General features: G+C 62.5%; 19 protein-coding genes. 11 read left to right on the top strand and 8 right to left on the bottom strand.

Going from position 1 to position 15,442, the window contains the following annotated elements:
• The first annotated feature begins 80 nt into the window (after positions 1 to 80).
• Complete coding sequence (locus U3654_RS16505; protein ID WP_324752622.1) at positions 81 to 902, top strand: ABC transporter permease; 822 nt, start codon at positions 81 to 83, stop codon at positions 900 to 902.
• Positions 903 to 958: 56 nt separating this feature from the next.
• Here the strand turns inward: U3654_RS16505 and glmM are convergent, their stop codons facing one another.
• Complete coding sequence (glmM, locus tag U3654_RS16500) at positions 959 to 2,302, bottom strand: phosphoglucosamine mutase (protein ID WP_324752621.1); 1,344 nt, start codon at positions 2,300 to 2,302, stop codon at positions 959 to 961.
• 56 nt (positions 2,303 to 2,358) lie between these two features.
• Between glmM and U3654_RS16495 the strand changes: the two genes are divergently transcribed.
• Positions 2,359 to 2,814, top strand: a complete 456-nt coding sequence (locus U3654_RS16495) for a VanZ family protein (RefSeq protein ID WP_324752620.1) — start codon at positions 2,359 to 2,361, stop codon at positions 2,812 to 2,814.
• A 2-nt stretch (positions 2,815 to 2,816) separates the two neighbouring features.
• Here U3654_RS16495 and pncA read toward each other — a convergent pair whose 3' ends face one another.
• Positions 2,817 to 3,413, bottom strand: coding sequence for a bifunctional nicotinamidase/pyrazinamidase (gene pncA / locus U3654_RS16490; protein ID WP_324752619.1), 597 nt, complete (start codon positions 3,411 to 3,413; stop codon positions 2,817 to 2,819).
• 101 nt (positions 3,414 to 3,514) lie between these two features.
• Here pncA and U3654_RS16485 point away from each other — a divergent pair, with 101 nt between their 5' ends.
• Complete coding sequence (locus U3654_RS16485) at positions 3,515 to 4,429, top strand: rhodanese-related sulfurtransferase (protein ID WP_324752618.1); 915 nt, start codon at positions 3,515 to 3,517, stop codon at positions 4,427 to 4,429.
• A gap of 252 nt (positions 4,430 to 4,681) precedes the next feature.
• On the opposite strand, the gene U3654_RS16480 is transcribed toward U3654_RS16485, so the two are convergent.
• A complete protein-coding gene (locus U3654_RS16480) occupies positions 4,682 to 4,909 on the bottom strand; it encodes a DUF1127 domain-containing protein (protein ID WP_324752617.1) in 228 nt (75 codons plus the stop codon).
• Between the two features lie 257 nt (positions 4,910 to 5,166).
• Between U3654_RS16480 and U3654_RS16475 the strand changes: the two genes are divergently transcribed.
• Positions 5,167 to 6,255, top strand: a complete 1,089-nt coding sequence (locus U3654_RS16475; protein ID WP_324752616.1) for an Mrp/NBP35 family ATP-binding protein — start codon at positions 5,167 to 5,169, stop codon at positions 6,253 to 6,255.
• Between the two features lie 58 nt (positions 6,256 to 6,313).
• Positions 6,314 to 6,715 carry a DUF2177 family protein gene (locus U3654_RS16470; RefSeq protein WP_324752615.1) on the top strand — a complete coding sequence of 134 codons (402 nt, stop codon included), beginning with the start codon at positions 6,314 to 6,316 and terminating at the stop codon, positions 6,713 to 6,715.
• A 23-nt stretch (positions 6,716 to 6,738) separates the two neighbouring features.
• Here U3654_RS16470 and U3654_RS16465 read toward each other — a convergent pair whose 3' ends face one another.
• Positions 6,739 to 7,257 carry a peptidoglycan-binding domain-containing protein gene (locus U3654_RS16465; RefSeq protein ID WP_324752614.1) on the bottom strand — a complete coding sequence of 173 codons (519 nt, stop codon included), beginning with the start codon at positions 7,255 to 7,257 and terminating at the stop codon, positions 6,739 to 6,741.
• A 288-nt stretch (positions 7,258 to 7,545) separates the two neighbouring features.
• On the opposite strand from U3654_RS16465, the gene U3654_RS16460 reads away from it, so the two are divergent.
• Together U3654_RS16460 and U3654_RS16455 are read left to right on the top strand one after the other, a co-directional pair.
• Entirely contained in the window at positions 7,546 to 7,869 is a 324-nt protein-coding gene (locus tag U3654_RS16460; RefSeq protein WP_324752613.1) for a 2Fe-2S iron-sulfur cluster-binding protein, read from the top strand.
• Positions 7,870 to 7,871: 2 nt separating this feature from the next.
• Positions 7,872 to 8,660, top strand: coding sequence for a VCBS repeat-containing protein (locus U3654_RS16455; protein WP_324752612.1), 789 nt, complete (start codon positions 7,872 to 7,874; stop codon positions 8,658 to 8,660).
• 58 nt (positions 8,661 to 8,718) lie between these two features.
• Here the strand turns inward: U3654_RS16455 and U3654_RS16450 are convergent, their stop codons facing one another.
• Together U3654_RS16450 and purD are read right to left on the bottom strand one after the other, a co-directional pair.
• Positions 8,719 to 8,859 (bottom strand): bestrophin family ion channel, encoded by a 141-nt coding sequence (locus U3654_RS16450; RefSeq protein WP_324752611.1) that lies wholly within the window; start codon positions 8,857 to 8,859, stop codon positions 8,719 to 8,721.
• Between the two features lie 42 nt (positions 8,860 to 8,901).
• On the bottom strand, positions 8,902 to 10,164 hold the full coding sequence (purD, locus tag U3654_RS16445) for a phosphoribosylamine--glycine ligase (protein ID WP_324752610.1): 1,263 nt from the start codon (positions 10,162 to 10,164) through the stop codon (positions 8,902 to 8,904).
• A 148-nt stretch (positions 10,165 to 10,312) separates the two neighbouring features.
• Here purD and U3654_RS16440 point away from each other — a divergent pair, with 148 nt between their 5' ends.
• A complete protein-coding gene (locus U3654_RS16440; protein WP_324752609.1) occupies positions 10,313 to 10,462 on the top strand; it encodes a hypothetical protein in 150 nt (49 codons plus the stop codon).
• A 71-nt stretch (positions 10,463 to 10,533) separates the two neighbouring features.
• On the opposite strand, the gene U3654_RS16435 is transcribed toward U3654_RS16440, so the two are convergent.
• Entirely contained in the window at positions 10,534 to 10,677 is a 144-nt protein-coding gene (locus U3654_RS16435) for a hypothetical protein (protein WP_324752608.1), read from the bottom strand.
• 9 nt (positions 10,678 to 10,686) lie between these two features.
• Between U3654_RS16435 and xseA the strand changes: the two genes are divergently transcribed.
• The 3 genes from xseA to U3654_RS16420 all read left to right on the top strand — a co-directional run bounded on the left by xseA (position 10,687) and on the right by U3654_RS16420 (position 14,132).
• Positions 10,687 to 12,252, top strand: coding sequence for an exodeoxyribonuclease VII large subunit (gene xseA / locus U3654_RS16430; protein ID WP_324752607.1), 1,566 nt, complete (start codon positions 10,687 to 10,689; stop codon positions 12,250 to 12,252).
• A gap of 274 nt (positions 12,253 to 12,526) precedes the next feature.
• Entirely contained in the window at positions 12,527 to 13,432 is a 906-nt protein-coding gene (locus U3654_RS16425; protein ID WP_324752606.1) for a LysR family transcriptional regulator, read from the top strand.
• Positions 13,433 to 13,595: 163 nt separating this feature from the next.
• A complete protein-coding gene (locus U3654_RS16420) occupies positions 13,596 to 14,132 on the top strand; it encodes an NADPH-dependent FMN reductase (RefSeq protein WP_324752605.1) in 537 nt (178 codons plus the stop codon).
• Positions 14,133 to 14,179: 47 nt separating this feature from the next.
• On the opposite strand, the gene U3654_RS16415 is transcribed toward U3654_RS16420, so the two are convergent.
• Entirely contained in the window at positions 14,180 to 15,418 is a 1,239-nt protein-coding gene (locus tag U3654_RS16415; protein WP_324752604.1) for an NAD(P)/FAD-dependent oxidoreductase, read from the bottom strand.
• Positions 15,419 to 15,442: the final 24 nt, after the last annotated feature.

Genomic DNA, 15,442 nt, shown 5'->3' with positions numbered 1-15,442 from the left:
GGCCCCTTATGGTGCGATGCTAACGGAACGGCAAGAATTCCGTGATAAGAGGGCAGGGGCAACGGCGCAGGGTCGACGCAATGTTTCAAAAAATCCATCACAAGTCGAAGCTGCACACTGCGGTCTCGATACTCGAGCTGATGTATCACGCGACGGTGCGCGACGTGCGCAAGGCGCATGGTAACGCGTTCGTGGCAATCGGGCTGAATATCCTTCAGGCACTGGTTTTTCTGGCGGCGTTCTACGTCATGTTCTCGGTTCTGGGGTTGCGCGGTGCGGCGTTGCGCGGGGATTTCCTGCTCTATATCATGTCGGGGATTTTTCTGTTCCTGACGCATGTAAAAACGCTGGGCGCGGTCGTCGGGGCCGAAGGGCCGTCATCACCGATGATGAAGCACGCGCCAATGACCACGGCCATTTCGATCACTTCGGCGGCGCTGGGCGCACTCTATGTGCAGGTCTTTACCATGGTCCTGATCCTCTTTGTCTACCACGTCGCAGTGACTCCGTTCGAGATCGAGCGACCATACCCGGCTTTTGGAATGCTGCTGTTGGCGTGGTTTACCGGCGCGTCGATCGGACTGGTCCTGCTGGCGATCAAGCCGTGGTTTCCCACGTTCGTTGCGACCTTCGCCACCGTCTATCAGCGGGCGAACATGATCGCGTCGGGCAAGATGTTCGTGGCCAACATGTTGCCGACCTATATGCTGCGGATGTTCGACTGGAATCCGCTGTTTCACACGATCGATCAGGCGCGGGGGTTCGTGTTCGTCAATTACTCGCCGCATAATTCGAATGTGACCTATCCCATCGTCGTGGCGATCACGTTGACGATGATCGGCCTGATGGGCGAATTTTATACGCGCCGCCATGCGTCCTCCAGTTGGGACGCGCGGCGCTAAAGCGTTTCGCGAAAAACCTGAATCACAGATTTTCGCGAAACGCTTTACGTTCGGCCTCAGCTCGCCTTGCGCACTGCGTCTGCGATGATGGCGACGACATCGCGCAGCATGTCCTCGTCCTCGCATTCGGCCATCACACGGATCAGCGGTTCGGTCCCGGAGGGGCGGATCAGCAGCCGGCCTTTGCCCTTTAGCCGCTGTTCCTGCGCGGCGATCACGTCCTGAACGGCGGAATTGTCCAGCGGCGTGGTTCCGTTGGCCAGCTTGACGTTTTCCAACAGCTGCGGCACCGGATCGAAGCTGTGCAGCAGCGCGCTGGCTGGCTGGCCGCTGGTGACCATCGCGGCGACGAATTGCAAACCGGCCACCAGCCCGTCGCCGGTGGTGGCGTAATCGCTCATCACGATATGGCCCGACTGCTCACCGCCGAGGTTGAAGCCGCCTGCGCGCATCCGCTCGACCACGTGGCGGTCGCCAACTTTTGTGCGCTCCAGCGCGATGCCGATGCCTTGCAGATACCGCTCCAGCCCCAGATTGGACATGACGGTCGAGACCAAGACGTCGCCCGCCAGCGTGCCTGCTTCGGACCACAGTCGCGCAAAAAGCGCCATGATCTGATCACCGTCGACAATGCGCCCCATTTCGTCAATCAGCACGATGCGGTCAGCGTCCCCATCAAGGCATATGCCCAGGTCGGCGCCGTGACTGCGCACCGCATCTGCCGCTGCCTGCGGCGATGTCGAGCCACAGCCAAGGTTTATGTTGAATCCATCGGGTGACGTGCCCAGCGGGATCACATCGGCGCCCAGCTCCCACAGGACTTCGGGCGCGGCCTTGTAGGCGGCACCATTGGCGCAATCGACGACAATCTTGAGGCCGGTCAGCCGAGTGGTGCGCGGAACCGTCGTTTTGGCATATTCGACATAGCGGCCCTGTCCTTCCTCAATCCGCTTGGCGCGGCCGATATTGACGGGCTTAGCGAGTTGAATCTCGTCCGCGATGATCCGCTCGATTTCAGCCTCAGAGGCGTCGTCCAGCTTGAATCCATCGGGGCCAAAGAACTTGATCCCGTTGTCGTGATGCGGATTGTGGCTGGCCGATATCATGATGCCCAGATCGGCCCGCATTGAACGCGTGAGGAATGCGACCGCTGGCGTCGGCACTGGCCCCAGCAGCAGCACGTTCATGCCGGTCGAGGTCAGCCCGGCGGTCAGCGCGTTTTCGATCATATAACCCGAACGGCGCGTATCCTTGCCGATCACCACGCGGTGGCCGTTCAGCCCGTCCTGACGAAAATGCCGTCCTGCCGCAGCGCCGACGCGCAGTGCCATCTCGGCAGTCATGGGATAGGTGTTGGCGGTGCCGCGAATGCCGTCGGTGCCGAAAATATTGCGCGTCATGAGAGTGCCTTTTGTCATTACGTACCGGATCAAGGGGGCGGCGCGGGGCCGTCCGATTGCCTGCCGCTATAACGGCCCTGCGTCGCCTTGGCGAGAGCGCGCGTGTTGCCATTGGCGCGCGGGGCAGGCAGAACCGCGCCATCGTTCTGACACCCGGAGTCGCCATCATGCCCCCATTTTCGATCCCGCGAGCGCACAGATGGGCGTGGTACGCGACGGCACTTATCGCGGCGGCGCTTTGTGTTTCGACGCTCAGCCCCGTAATGCCTGCTATCGGCCCACCGAGCAGCGACAAGATCCAGCATTTCATCGGCTTCGCTGCGCTGGCGTCGCCGCTTGGATTTGCCTACCCGCGCCGGACATTGGCCATTGTCGCTGCTGCCACGCTGTTCGGCGCAGGGATCGAACTGGTGCAGCCCTTCGTTGGACGCAGTGCGGAGCTGGCCGATCTGGTCGCCGACGCGCTTGGCGCCACCACCGGCGCGCTGGCCATGCGCGCGCTGCGTCGATAGCGTCAGATCAGCGCCACGCCCGCTGCGCGCATCCCCGCCAACGCTGCGTCCATCGAGCCATTGACGTCGATTCCGCGACTGAGCGACGTCTCGACCCGCACGTCGTAGCCCAGTCTGGCGGCGTCCACGGCCGAGAAGTTGACGCAGAAATCCAGCGCCAACCCCACCATTGTCAGCGCCGTGATGCCGCGTGTTTGCAGATACCCATGCAAGCCAGTAGGCGTTTCGCGATCATTCTCGAAAAAGGCCGAGTAGCTGTCGATCGACGGGTTATAGCCCTTGCGAATGATCATGTCGGCGCGATCCGTGTCCAGTTGGTCGTGAAAACGCGCGCCCGCGCTGCCCTGAACGCAATGATCGGGCCACAGCACTTGCGGGCCATAAGGCATGTCGGTCACGTCCATCGGCTTTGCGCCCGGATGGCTAGACGCAAAGGAGGAATGTCCCGCCGGATGCCAGTCCTGCGTCAGGATCATTGCGCCGAATGCGCTCATGCGCGCGTTGATGTCGTCGACGATGACATCGCCACCAGTCACGCCCAGCGCGCCGCCGGGGCAAAAATCGTTCTGCATGTCGATCACGATCAGGGCGTCGGTCATGGTAGTCTCCTCATTGGCCTGCTCATCGGTAGGCACCGCCACGCCCGGCGTCAACATCGTCCCTCTTGCCGTGCGCATCCCTTGGGCCTAAACCCGCGCGCATGTTCACCATCGCCGCACTTTATCACTTTTGCCGTCTGAATGACCCCGCCGCGCTGCAAGGGCCGCTGCTGGAGCTTTGCCGGGCCGAGGGGATAACCGGCTCGCTCATCCTCGCGCATGAGGGGATAAACGGAACCATCGCCGGGCCGCGCAACGGCATCGAGGCGGTTCTGGCGCATCTGCGCGCCTGGCCCGATTGCGCGGCGCTGGAGCACAAGGAGAGCACCAGCAGACAGCAACCTTTCGGACGCCTCAAGGTGCGGATGAAACGCGAGATCGTCACGATGGGTCAGCCCGACGTCGATCCGCGCGCGCGGGCGGGACATTATGTCCGCCCCGCCGACTGGAACGCGCTGATCGCAGAGCCGGACGTCGCCGTAATCGACACCCGCAACGACTACGAAGTCGCCATCGGTACGTTCCAAGGTGCAATCGATCCCGAAACGGCCAGCTTTCGCGACTTTCCCGCATGGTGGGAGGCGAACAAGCACCGCTTTCATAACAAGCGTATCGCCATGTTCTGCACCGGTGGCATCCGCTGCGAGAAATCGACGAACTACCTCTTGGGCCAGGGCGTCGAGGACGTCTATCACCTCAAGGGTGGTATCCTGAAATACCTCGAAGAGGTCCCGCAGGAGCAGAGCAAATGGCAGGGCGAATGCTTTGTCTTTGATGGGCGTGTGTCGGTGGGCCACGGCCTAACTGAAGGGCCCCACCACCTGTGCCATGCCTGCCGCCGCCCTATCTTGCCCGCCGATATGCAGCGCACCGAATACGAACAGGGCGTTGCCTGTCATCACTGCACCGATGAGACCAGCGAGGCGGACAAGGACCGATTTCGCGAAAGGCAAAAGCAGATCGCATTGGCAGAGGCCAGAGGCGAGCGGCACATGCAGAACATTCCCGGCGATTGATCCGTCGCGCGCCGCGCTCTTTCATTGTTCCACAAATACTAAATTCCGGACGACCGAAAACCGGCGCCGCGCCTTGATAGGTGCGTGCCGGTTCAAATCAGCCATGTCGTGCATACCCTCCGCCCCTCGCAGCGAGGGGAATTTGGCAGCGGCCCCCCAGGGAGGAGGAAAGGGCCGCCGCCATGCCCGGATGCCTTCGGGAGGAGTTGAGGCATCCGGATATCGTGCACCCGCCGCGCGGCGGGCGAAATTTTAGCCTTGGTGGCGCGTGCCGTAAACGGCGTGCCACGCGTCGGCGTGAATGGAACCGCGGCTCAGGCCCAGATCGGTCAGCTCATGGTCCGACAGATGCGACAACGCATTGACGGTCTGGCGATAGGACCGGCGCTGAACGAACTTGTGCTTCATGTTACCCAGCATTGCTGACAGGGTCTGGATGGCTGAGGGGCGAACTGCATGTGAGTTTGATGCGTAGCTCATGATATTTCCTTCGTCTTGCATGTGGCGGTGTGGCCCGGATCGGCGCTTCCGCTATTGTTTGTGTCTGGCCTCTACATAGACCTTCGCTGCAGTTGCACAATAGCGCGGGCTAACAATGCTGCTATGCAGCAATTGCATACGTAGTGTTGACCTAAGGTCATGCAAAAGTTGGCGTTTCCACCGGGCTTCCTCGGATCGCCCTTGCCCCTGCGCCAAAAGCTGCCACCTATGAGGCAACGCATTTCAGGAGGTAAGTCATGGCCGTCACGCGCACTGACATCGAAGCACAGCTAGCCCAGATCGAGCTGCCGGATGGTGGCAATCTGATATCGCGCGACTGGGTGCGCGCGCTCAGCGTCGAGGGCGGCGAGGTGCGCTTTGTGATTGAGGCGCCCAGCCCCGAGATCGCCCGCCAGATCGAGCCGCTTAGCGCCGCGGCCGAACGCGCGGTCGCAGCCCTGCCCGGCGTCACGCGCGTTTCGGCGGCGCTGACCGCGCATGGCCCAGCGGCCAAGGCACCCCCGGCGGCGCAGCAACAGCCCCCCAGCCTCAAGATCGGCGGCCATCCCAAACCGCAGGAGGGCTCGATGAAGCCGGCCAGCGTCAAGTCGATCATCGCCATCGGCTCGGGCAAGGGCGGCGTGGGCAAATCCACGGTATCATCCAACCTTGCCGTCGCTCTGGCGCGTGCAGGCAAGAAGGTCGGCTTGCTGGACGCCGATATTTATGGTCCCAGCCAGCCGCGCATGATGGGTGTTTCCAAACGCCCTGCCAGCCCCGACGGCAAAATCATTGAGCCGCTGCACGCGCATGGCGTCACGCTGATGTCCATCGGCCTCATGCTGGACCCTGCCAAGGCGGTGATCTGGCGCGGTCCGATGCTGATGGGTGCATTGCAACAGATGATTTCACAGGTGAACTGGGGCGAACTGGACGTGCTGATCGTCGATCTGCCCCCCGGCACCGGTGATGTGCAGCTGACCTTGTGCCAAAAGGCCGAGCCGTCGGGTGCCATCATCGTCTCGACGCCGCAGGACGTTGCCCTTCTGGACGCGCGCAAGGCCATCGACATGTTCTCTACGCTGAAAACCCCGATCCTTGGCATGATCGAAAACATGTCGACCTATGTCTGCCCCGAATGCGGACATGAGGCGCAGATATTTGGCCATGGTGGGGTCGAGGCCGAGGCGCGAAAGCTGGGCCTGCCCTTTCTCGGCGCGCTGCCCATCGACCTCGAAACGCGGCTGGCCGGCGACGCAGGCACGCCGATTGCAGTGGGCGACGGTCCGACCGCTGCTGCCTACGGCGCGCTGGCGCAGAGGCTGATCGACGGCGGCATCGTTTGAGCGCCGAACCAATGTGCTACGTCCAGCGTTGGCCCAGCATACGCAACCGGAGCCTTTCATGACCCTTGCCGTTCTCTACATCGTGACCTTCGCGGTTTTTCTGGGGATCGACTATCTCGGCCTCAGCTACCTCATCAAACCCACGTTTGAGCGTGACATCGGCGCGCTTTTGGCAGACAGCCCGCGCATCGGACCTGCGGCGATATTCTACGCCTTTTATGTCGGTGTGCTGCTGTGGTTTGTCAGCTGGCCCGCAGTGCAGGACGGCAAATCGCTATTCTGGGTCTTGGGGTCGGGCGTGCTGATCGGGGCTATGGCCTATGGCACCTACGAATTTACCAACCTTGCGACGCTCAAGGATTGGACGTGGCGCATGGTGGCTACTGATTTCATCTGGGGCAGCCTGCTGACAGGCGTTTCTGCAACAGCTGGTGTCGCAGTAGTGCGGGCTACCCTCTAGACGATTGCCGCACGGCGGGCGCGCTAGGTCCCGTCCAGCTCAACCGCAACCAGCCCCAGCGTGCGGGCGGCGGCGAGCGACAGGATCCCGCTGTTGAGTCCCTCGGGTTGTTGAAACTTGCGCACAGCGGCGCGGGTGCGCGTGTCCATCTGGCCGCTGATTGCCCCATGATAGAGCGTCCGTGCCTTCAATGCGCGTTGCAATGAGGCAACGAAATCTGGGGTCAGGTCAGTAGGGCAGGGCGTTTCGAACCATGTCACATCGCGCTCTTGCACGATGGCCTGGCGCGTGTCGGTCTTGTAGATTGCGGGCGTGGCGACGCTGCCATTCGCCTGTCTCTCGGACGACTGAACGAGGATCTGATTTGTGACAGTCTCGATCACGGCGGGCGTCACCAACTTGCCCCAGCAGGTGCCGGGCGCGGCACCGGCGGGTGCATTGGCGAGGGTCTGCAGGAGACCCGGCCCCCCCGTGCCGGTCACGGATGTGTCGCAGGCGACCAGCATCAGAATAGCCAGCAAGGGTAGGGTGCGGGATGTCAATGCGCGTGCCTCTGAGTGCGGTCTTTGCCGGGTTCCAGCCACGTTAGACCGTTTTGGAGGTGCGGGGAAGGCGGCGAAGCGGTTGCCAAGGGAGCTGAGTGCGCGCTTTCTCGCCCCGCGAACACGGCGCGCCATCACGCCGCGCTGGAGAAAGACGATTCTGCGTGGCGGAAACGGACAATTTGTCATTTCCCGCAACTCTTTCCAGACCGATGACGCGATTCTTCTGGCCTGACCATGGCGCGCCGGTTAGTTAGTCGGAAACGCCAGAAACGGGAGTCTGCTAGCATGGCCAAGATCACCTATGTCGAGCATAATGGGACCAAGCATGTGGTCGACGTCGCCAATGGCCTGACGGTCATGGAAGGCGCGCGCGACAATAATATTCCGGGAATCGAGGCTGATTGTGGCGGCGCCTGCGCCTGCTCGACCTGTCATGTCTATGTCGATCCTGCCTGGGTCGAAAAGATGCCTGCCAAGGACGACATGGAAGAGGACATGCTGGATTTCGCGTATGAGCCCGATCCGGTTCGCTCGCGCCTGACCTGCCAGATCAAGGTGACTGACGCTCTGGACGGTCTTGTCGTCCAAATGCCCGAAAAGCAGATCTGAGAATGGGTAGGGCGCGGCGTCTTCGCCTGCGCCTTTTGCTAGGTCCCACTCGCCGCACTTGGCTGGCGGCGTGCCTGTTGCTGACGCTGCCCGGTTTTGCGGACAGTGCGCCCGGTTCCTGCATCGCAGCTTGGGACAGCATCGGCGAGGTCTGCTTGGTCCACGTGCCCGGCAGCCCAGCCTACGGGCACGATGCATTGGGGGGCACGCCTGAGTGGAACAGGCTGAGCGTGCAGTCCGGTGATCCGCTGCACCCGCCATTTGGCCTGAGACAGCCCGCACATATCTTCGAGGATATCGCGCCGCGTCTGCAGGACGTCAATGGCGACGGTTTCCCAGAAATTATCGTGGTTCAATCCAGCTTTGAGCGTGGCGCGCGACTGGCGATTTTTGCCGTCAAAAAACGCACGCTGACGCTGCTGGCCGCGACGCCCTATATCGGCCAGCGCAATCGCTGGCTTGCGCCGATCGCCGTGGGCGATCTGGGCGGTGATGGCGCGGTCGAGTTGGCCTATATCGACCGCCCGCATCTTACCAAGCGGCTGCGCGTCTGGCGTTATGCTGGTGGCACGCTGAGCCATGTGGCAGATTTGGACGGCCTGACCAATCATCGCATCGGGTGGAATTTTATCGCAGGCGGCTGGCGGCCCTGCACGAGTGAGATGATCCTTGCCAGCGGTGATTGGCGGCGCGTGATGGCCGTGCGGCTGGCTGGCGGGGCGCTGTCTGCGCGCGATCTGGGCGCCTACGAGGGGCCGGATAGCCTGCGCGCGGCACAGCTCTGTCCGTGACGGGAAAACCTGCTTCGCAGTCTGCACACCGTCCAGCGGCAGGTCATTCACCGTCTCGCTAAAGCGGTGCGCCCCTCCACCATTGGTCATCCGCGGATTTGTTGCGAAAGCCGAGGAATGGTGACCACGCGATGCCGAAGACGGCGAAGGGCGTGGCGCTGGTTTGGGGCAGGGTGTTGGGCAGAACCGAGCCGCGCATTGAAAAGGCCGTTGCAGCAGCCTTTGCGGGTTTTGTGGATAATTACAACGCACGCCAGCCAATGTCGCGACGGCAGAAGCCTTGGGGCCAGTCGATGCTGTCAACCATCCGATAGGCGCGGTCTGCCGCCTCGCGCAGGGTCGCGCCGCGCGCTGTGACGTTCAGGACGCGCCCGCCGGATGCGGTAATCTGACCGTTCTTCGCGGTCGTCCCAGCATGAAACACCATGTTGAAGCTGTCCGCCGGGCATTTATCCAGCCCGCCAATGACGCTGCCTTTGGTGTAGTCACCCGGATAACCGTCTGCCGCCATGACGACGCACAGCGCATGATCGTCAGCCCAGTTAACCTGCGCGCGGTCCAGCCGCCCCTCGGCGGCGGCGTGCATCAGGTCCATCGCCTGCGCGCCAAGGCGCATCATCAGCACCTGTGCCTCAGGATCGCCAAAGCGCACGTTATATTCCACGAGGCGCGGTTGGCCATTCTCGATCATCAGGCCGACATAGAGGACGCCTTGAAATGGCATCCCCCGCTTGGTCATCTCATCCATGGTGGGCCGGACGATCCGGTCCATCGTCAACGCCTCAATTTCGGGGGTAAGGACAGGGGCGGGTGAATAGGCGCCCATGCCGCCGGTATTGGGGCCGGTATCGCCCTCGCCCACGCGCTTGTGATCCTGCGCGCTGCCGATGGGCAGGATGTTCTGCCCGTCACAAAGAACAAAGAGCGATGCCTCTTCGCCCGTCATGAATTCCTCTATTACCACTTCGGCGCCTGCATTGCCGAAGGCGCCGCCGAACATGTCGTCGATGGCGGCGTGCGCCTGCTCTACCGTCTCGGCGATGATGACGCCTTTGCCTGCTGCCAGCCCGTCGGCCTTGACCACGATGGGCGCGCCTTGGGTGGTGACATATTCGCGCGCAGCCTTGGCATCGGTAAAGTGCCCATAGGCGGCGGTTGGCGCATTCGCGGCGTCGCAGATTTCCTTGGTGAAACTCTTGGACGCCTCCAGTTGCGCCGCTGCTTTCAATGGCCCGAAAGTCAGCACGCCCGCCTCTCGCAGACGATCGGCAACACCGGCGGCAAGCGGTGCCTCGGGGCCGATGATGACAAAATCTATCGCCTCTTCCTCGGCGAAGGTGACGACGGCGCCGGGGTCCATGATGTCGAGCGACGCGCATTCGGCGATGGCGGCGATGCCTGCATTGCCGGGCGCCACGATCAGGCGGTCGCATTTGGGATTCTGCAGCACGGCCCACGCAAGGCTGTGTTCACGTCCGCCGCCGCCGAGGATCAAGATATTCATGCCGCTCTCCCATATCTGCGCCGGCTGTCTGCGCTTGCGGGCCCTCATTAGGCGCAAGGCGCCGTGCAGGCAAGCGGGCGGCGATAGACCGCGGGCGCGCGCCGCACGTTGGATGGACACAAAGCACTTGGATATGAAAGGAAAGACAATGGCTGATATTTCAGATGGCAAAGTTGAAATTCTGTCTACAGGTGGCTTAGATAAATCCGAGCTGAATGAGCCGCTGAGCGCGCTTAAATATGCAGGTGTTACCGTTCATGTCATCGCGCCTGAGGGCAGCAAAATCCACAGACTATGATGCGCTGGTGCTGCCCGGCTGCCAATGAATCCTAACGCTCTGCGCGCGAACCCCGAAGTCGTCGCATTCGTTCAGGCATTCCGGGATGCCAGAAAGCCCATTGGCGTGATCTGCCCGCCGTCTGCGCCAAGCTGATCGAAGAGATCGGCGAGGGCCAGCATAAGTCGCGCGCTGCGTAACTGCGCGACCTTTTCAAGCACGCCGGGATGGGGCATTGATGAGGCATGTCTGACCTTATCGATGATCCCGATCCCGGCGAAAATGCGCCTGAATTCTCTGTCTCGGACCTATCAGGCGCGATCAAGCGCCTGATTGAGGGCGAGTTTTCTCACGTTCGCGTCAAGGGCGAGATCGGGCGCGTGTCCCGGCCCAAATCAGGGCACATCTATCTGGATCTGAAGGACGACCGTGCAGTCATCAACGGCATCATCTGGAAGGGCGTCGCAGGCCGCCTGCCCATCCAGCCCGAAGAAGGGATGGAGGTGGTTGCAACGGGTCGCCTGACCACGTTCCCCGGCCAATCACGCTACCAGATCGTCATCGAGGACATAAAACCGGCCGGCGCGGGCGCGTTGATGGCGATGCTGGAGAAGCGCAAGGCGGCGCTGGCGGCCGAAGGACTGTTCGCGGCCGAGCGCAAGCGGCCTTTGCCTTACCTGCCTGAAATCATCGGTGTCGTTACCTCGCCCTCTGGTGCGGTGATTCGCGATATACTGCATCGCTTGCGTGATCGTTTCCCGCGCAAGGTGCTGATCTGGCCTGTCGCCGTTCAGGGCGAACGCTGCGCTGGCGAAGTGACGCGCGCCATCCAAGGCTTTAACGCAATGACGCCCGGCGGCGCGCTGCCCCGGCCCGATCTGATCATCATCGCGCGGGGCGGTGGCTCGATCGAAGACCTTTGGGGATTCAACGAGGAATCAGTGGTGCGCGCGGCGGCGGCCAGTGACATTCCGCTGATTTCTGCTGTCGGCCACGAAACCGACACGACGTTGATCGACTTTGCGTCCGATAAGCGCGCGCCGACGCCTACCGCTGCCGCCGAACTGGCCGTGCCGGTGCGGCTGGAACTGCTGGCGTGGCTGGACGGGCAAGAGGGCCGGCTGATCAACGCGCTCAGCGGTGGCGTGACGCAGCGCCGCCAGCGGCTGCGTGATCTGGCGCGTGCGTTGCCTCGGATTGAGGTGCTGCTGGACAGCCCTCGCCAGCGGTTGGATGTTTGGGGCGACCGCCTGCCCGCCGCGCTGATCCGAGGCGTTCAGATGCGCCGCGTCGCGCTGTCGGAGGCGGGCGGTGCGCTGCGCCCCGGTGTTCTGCGCCGGATGATCGACAGCGATGCGCGCCGACTAAGCGCAGCAGGCGACCGCTTGGGCGGCGCGCTGGGCCGGCGCACGCGTGATGATCGGCGGCGGATGGACGCGCTATCTGCACGGTTCGAATCACGGGTGCCGAGTGAGGGGATCGTGTCCAAACGGGCCGAGTTCGACCGCATCGCACAGCGCATGTCTGCCGCGGGCGCGCGGCAAATCACCGTCTGGACCACGCGCATCGCCGCGCTGGACCGTCTGCGGGAAACGCTGGGATATAAGGCGACGCTGGAGCGCGGCTATGCGGTAGTGCGCGCTGACGGAAATCTGGTGACGACGCGCAAGGCGGCAAAAAAGGCAGGCGCGCTGGAGATCGAGTTTGCCGATGGCAGGTTGGCGCTGGACGGTGTGCAGGCCGCACCAAAACCAAAGGCAAAGCCCAAGCAGGCAAAGCCGGACGCGCCGGATCAGGGCAACCTGTTCTAGAGCGTTGGGGATCATGCCTGAGATGGGGACGGCCTGAAATGTGGCGCAGCGATAAAGGGCGCGCGCGTTTCGCAAAAAATCTGCGTCTCAGGTTTTTCGCGGAACGTTTTTAGCGACCGCGCCGGATGCCGGGTGCCCGCAGACGGGTGTGCTGATGTTTCCATCCAGCGAACGATCCACGACAAAACCCCGATATTGTCCGGCGCTCGCCGCGTTTGCGCCCGAATTCACCGCCATATCTGACGTCGAAATATAAGACGTGAGGATGCGCGAAATGGATCGCCTGACCGAAATGGAAGCCTTCGCCACCGTAGTGGACCAGGGGGGGTTTACCGATGCTGCCCGCAAGATGGGGATTTCAAAATCCGCCGTCTCGAAACATGTCTCGTCCCTTGAGGCGCGGCTGGGCGCGCGGCTGCTGAACCGCACGACACGCCGCGTCAGCCCGACAGAAATCGGCCTTGCCTATTACGACCGGGCCTTGCGCGTTTTGAACGATGCGGGCGAGGCGGACGCGCTGGTCAGCTCGATGCAGAGCGATCCTTCGGGCCTGCTCAGGATTAGCGTGGCAACGGATTTTGGCGTCAATCACCTCAGTCCGGTGCTGGGCAAGTTCCTCGATGAATTCTCTGAGATTACTGTCAACATGGTACTGGACAACCGTTATGTTGAGCTGATCTCGGAGGGTTTCGACATGGCCGTCCGCATCGGCGAACTGGAGGACAGTACCCTGCGCGCGCGCAAGCTGACCGACACGACCAAGCGGATGATTGCGGCGCCTGGCTACATCGAGAAATATGGCCGCCCGCAAAAGATCGACGATCTGAACGAGCACAAGTTGCTGCATTATTCCAGCCAGGCGGGTGGGTCGGTGTGGAAGCTGACCGCGCCCTCGGGCGAAAAGCGGCAGGTGCGCACTGCCGGGGGCCTGTCGGTCAATGATGGCCAATCGCTGCTGAACGCGGCGATTTCGGGTCTTGGCATCGCTTATCTGCCCAGCTTTCTATATGCGGGCGCGATGGAAAAGGGGCTGGTCGAGGATGTCATTCCCGATCTGCCGGTCGAGACCCAAGGTATCTACGCCGTCTATCCGCCGGGCCGGTTCACCCAGCCCAAGGTGCGCGCCTTCATCGACTTTCTGGTTCATGCCTTTGCGGACAAGGGCCCGACCGAGTGGTGACAGCCCTACGAATTTGATATTCTCCCTGCCGGCAACGGCCACCTGCCCCGGGCGCACTACGCGTCGGGGCTTTTTTGTCTGGCCCCGCGCGTGGGTTGTGCTACTTGCCTTTTTCCCCTGTTGCCGCAGATAGGGGCGCATATGAAACAAAAAGGATCGTCCCATGAGTAAACCCGTTCTGCTGACCATGTCCGGATCGTTACGCAAAGGATCTTATAACCGGATGCTTATCGCCGAGGCCGTGCGCGCCTTTGGTGAGGCAGAGGTGATTGAGGGCGATCTGAAGCTGCCGCTCTATGATGGTGACGTGGAGGCTGAGGGCATGCCGGCGTCCGTTCAGACCCTGATTGACCAGGTTCGACGCGCCGACGCGCTGGTGATCGGTGCGCCTGAGTATAACAAGGGCATTTCCGGCGTTCTAAAGAACGCGATCGACTGGATCAGCCGCGTTAATCCGCCCGCACTAAAGGACAAGATCGCCGTGATCATGTCCGCTGCTGGCGGGCGCACCGGGGGCGAGACAGGGCATTTCATGACCCATTCCATCCTGACGCAGCTACAGGTGAACGTGGTGCATGGCCCGTTGATCTTGGTGGCCGCAGCGCAGAACGAGTTCGGCGAAGATGGCAGGCTGAACAACGATTTCCTAATGGGGCAGGTCGCGGACCGGATGGAGCGGTTGCGCGGGATGATCACTTGAAGGGATAGGGCGACCGCCACCGCATTTGGCCCGGCTCGCACCCAGCCTCACCCGAATCTGTTTGCGTCGAAGGCCGCCAGCTGGGCATTGCTTTGCCCCGCGATCATGTCCGCGACCCAGCGCCCTGTTTTAGGACCGCCGGTTAGCCCAATATGCTGGTGGCCAAAGGCGGCAAAGACACCGCTGGCCCGCATTTGGCCGATCATCGGCAGGCTGTCGGGGGTTGAGGGGCGGTACCCCATCCACTCATCGACGCTGTCATATTCAAGGTCCGGAAACATCCGCGCCACGTTGCGCCGCAGCAGTTCCAAGGGCCCGCGTGATAGCTTGGGCGAGGTGCCGCCCAGCTCAACCATACCAGCGCAGCGTAGGCCCTGTGCCATTGGATTCACCGCGAACTTGCCGCCGGTCATCATCAGCGGTGTGCGCGGGGCCTGCGAGGGGTTCTTGAACTCCAGATGAAATCCGCGCTCGGCGACCAGTGGCACCTTGATGCCCAGCTTGCGCGCCAGCGGCTCGGACCAGATGCCGGCGGCCAGCACGGCGACGTCGCAGAGCAGAGGCCCCTGATCGGTGATAATCTCGGCGATGCGCCCATCGCGCATTGTCACATCGCGCATTTCGGCGCGCCGATAGGTTCCGCCCTCATCCCGCAGCACCTTGGCCAGATCGGCCATGTAGGCGCCGGGATTGACGATGTGGCCGCTTCCTTTGAGTTGCACGAGGCATTTCGTGGCCGGGCCCAGCATCGGCTCAACTTCCTGCACGGCGGGTCCGTCGATGACCTCGGGCACATACCCGGCGTTGCGACGCAGTTGCCATGTGTAAGCGTCGTTTTCAAATGCGGTGCGATCAGCGTAGGCCCAGCCGAAATCGCTGGAGGCGATCCACTTGTCGGCCAGCGTGCCGCGCGTCAGGGCGCGGTGCTGATCGACGCTGTCATGCAGCAGATGCGACAGCGCGGCTGAGATTTCGCGCGTGCGTGCGTCGGTGGAATTGCGCAGGAACTGCGCCAGCCAGGGCGCGAGGCGTGGCAACTGGCCCCACTGGATTGACAGAGGCGCGTCGCGCGACGCTAGGTATTTCAGGCCCGTCCATGCGATGCCCGGCCCGCTTATCGGCACGATCCCCCATTCGGCCAGCAGGCCCGCATTGCCGTAGGACGCGCCCGCACCCGGTGCGTCCTTGTCGATCAGGGTCACGTCGTGGCCCGCGCGGCGCAGCCAGATCGCGCTGGATAACCCGCAGATGCCTGCGCCGACGACAACGATTTTCTGAGCGGTCATGGGTGGCCCCTTTTTTGCCTGTCG

It is taken from the genome of Roseovarius sp. Pro17 (assembly GCF_035599575.1).
GTDB lineage: Bacteria > Pseudomonadota > Alphaproteobacteria > Rhodobacterales > Rhodobacteraceae > Roseovarius.
Note: the sequence above shows the minus strand (reverse complement) of the source record. Positions and strands in the feature narration are given on the sequence as shown.

Excerpts from the sequence above, each read along its gene's own strand:
- U3654_RS16435 (WP_324752608.1), bottom strand. The coding sequence starts at position 10,677 with ATGCCCCATCCCGGCGTGCTTGAAAAGGTCGCGCAGTTACGCAGCGCG.
- U3654_RS16505 (WP_324752622.1), top strand. The coding sequence starts at position 81 with ATGTTTCAAAAAATCCATCACAAGTCGAAGCTGCACACTGCGGTCTCG.
- U3654_RS16420 (WP_324752605.1), top strand. The coding sequence starts at position 13,596 with ATGAGTAAACCCGTTCTGCTGACCATGTCCGGATCGTTACGCAAAGGA.
- U3654_RS16485 (WP_324752618.1), top strand. The coding sequence starts at position 3,515 with ATGTTCACCATCGCCGCACTTTATCACTTTTGCCGTCTGAATGACCCC.
- U3654_RS16470 (WP_324752615.1), top strand. The coding sequence starts at position 6,314 with ATGACCCTTGCCGTTCTCTACATCGTGACCTTCGCGGTTTTTCTGGGG.
- glmM (WP_324752621.1), bottom strand. The coding sequence starts at position 2,302 with ATGACGCGCAATATTTTCGGCACCGACGGCATTCGCGGCACCGCCAAC.
- purD (WP_324752610.1), bottom strand. The coding sequence starts at position 10,164 with ATGAATATCTTGATCCTCGGCGGCGGCGGACGTGAACACAGCCTTGCG.
- xseA (WP_324752607.1), top strand. The coding sequence starts at position 10,687 with ATGTCTGACCTTATCGATGATCCCGATCCCGGCGAAAATGCGCCTGAA.
- U3654_RS16475 (WP_324752616.1), top strand. The coding sequence starts at position 5,167 with ATGGCCGTCACGCGCACTGACATCGAAGCACAGCTAGCCCAGATCGAG.
- U3654_RS16480 (WP_324752617.1), bottom strand. The coding sequence starts at position 4,909 with ATGAGCTACGCATCAAACTCACATGCAGTTCGCCCCTCAGCCATCCAG.
- U3654_RS16440 (WP_324752609.1), top strand. The coding sequence starts at position 10,313 with ATGGCTGATATTTCAGATGGCAAAGTTGAAATTCTGTCTACAGGTGGC.
- pncA (WP_324752619.1), bottom strand. The coding sequence starts at position 3,413 with ATGACCGACGCCCTGATCGTGATCGACATGCAGAACGATTTTTGCCCC.
- U3654_RS16425 (WP_324752606.1), top strand. The coding sequence starts at position 12,527 with ATGGATCGCCTGACCGAAATGGAAGCCTTCGCCACCGTAGTGGACCAG.
- U3654_RS16455 (WP_324752612.1), top strand. The coding sequence starts at position 7,872 with ATGGGTAGGGCGCGGCGTCTTCGCCTGCGCCTTTTGCTAGGTCCCACT.
- U3654_RS16415 (WP_324752604.1), bottom strand. The coding sequence starts at position 15,418 with ATGACCGCTCAGAAAATCGTTGTCGTCGGCGCAGGCATCTGCGGGTTA.
- U3654_RS16460 (WP_324752613.1), top strand. The coding sequence starts at position 7,546 with ATGGCCAAGATCACCTATGTCGAGCATAATGGGACCAAGCATGTGGTC.
- U3654_RS16450 (WP_324752611.1), bottom strand. The coding sequence starts at position 8,859 with ATGCGCGGCTCGGTTCTGCCCAACACCCTGCCCCAAACCAGCGCCACG.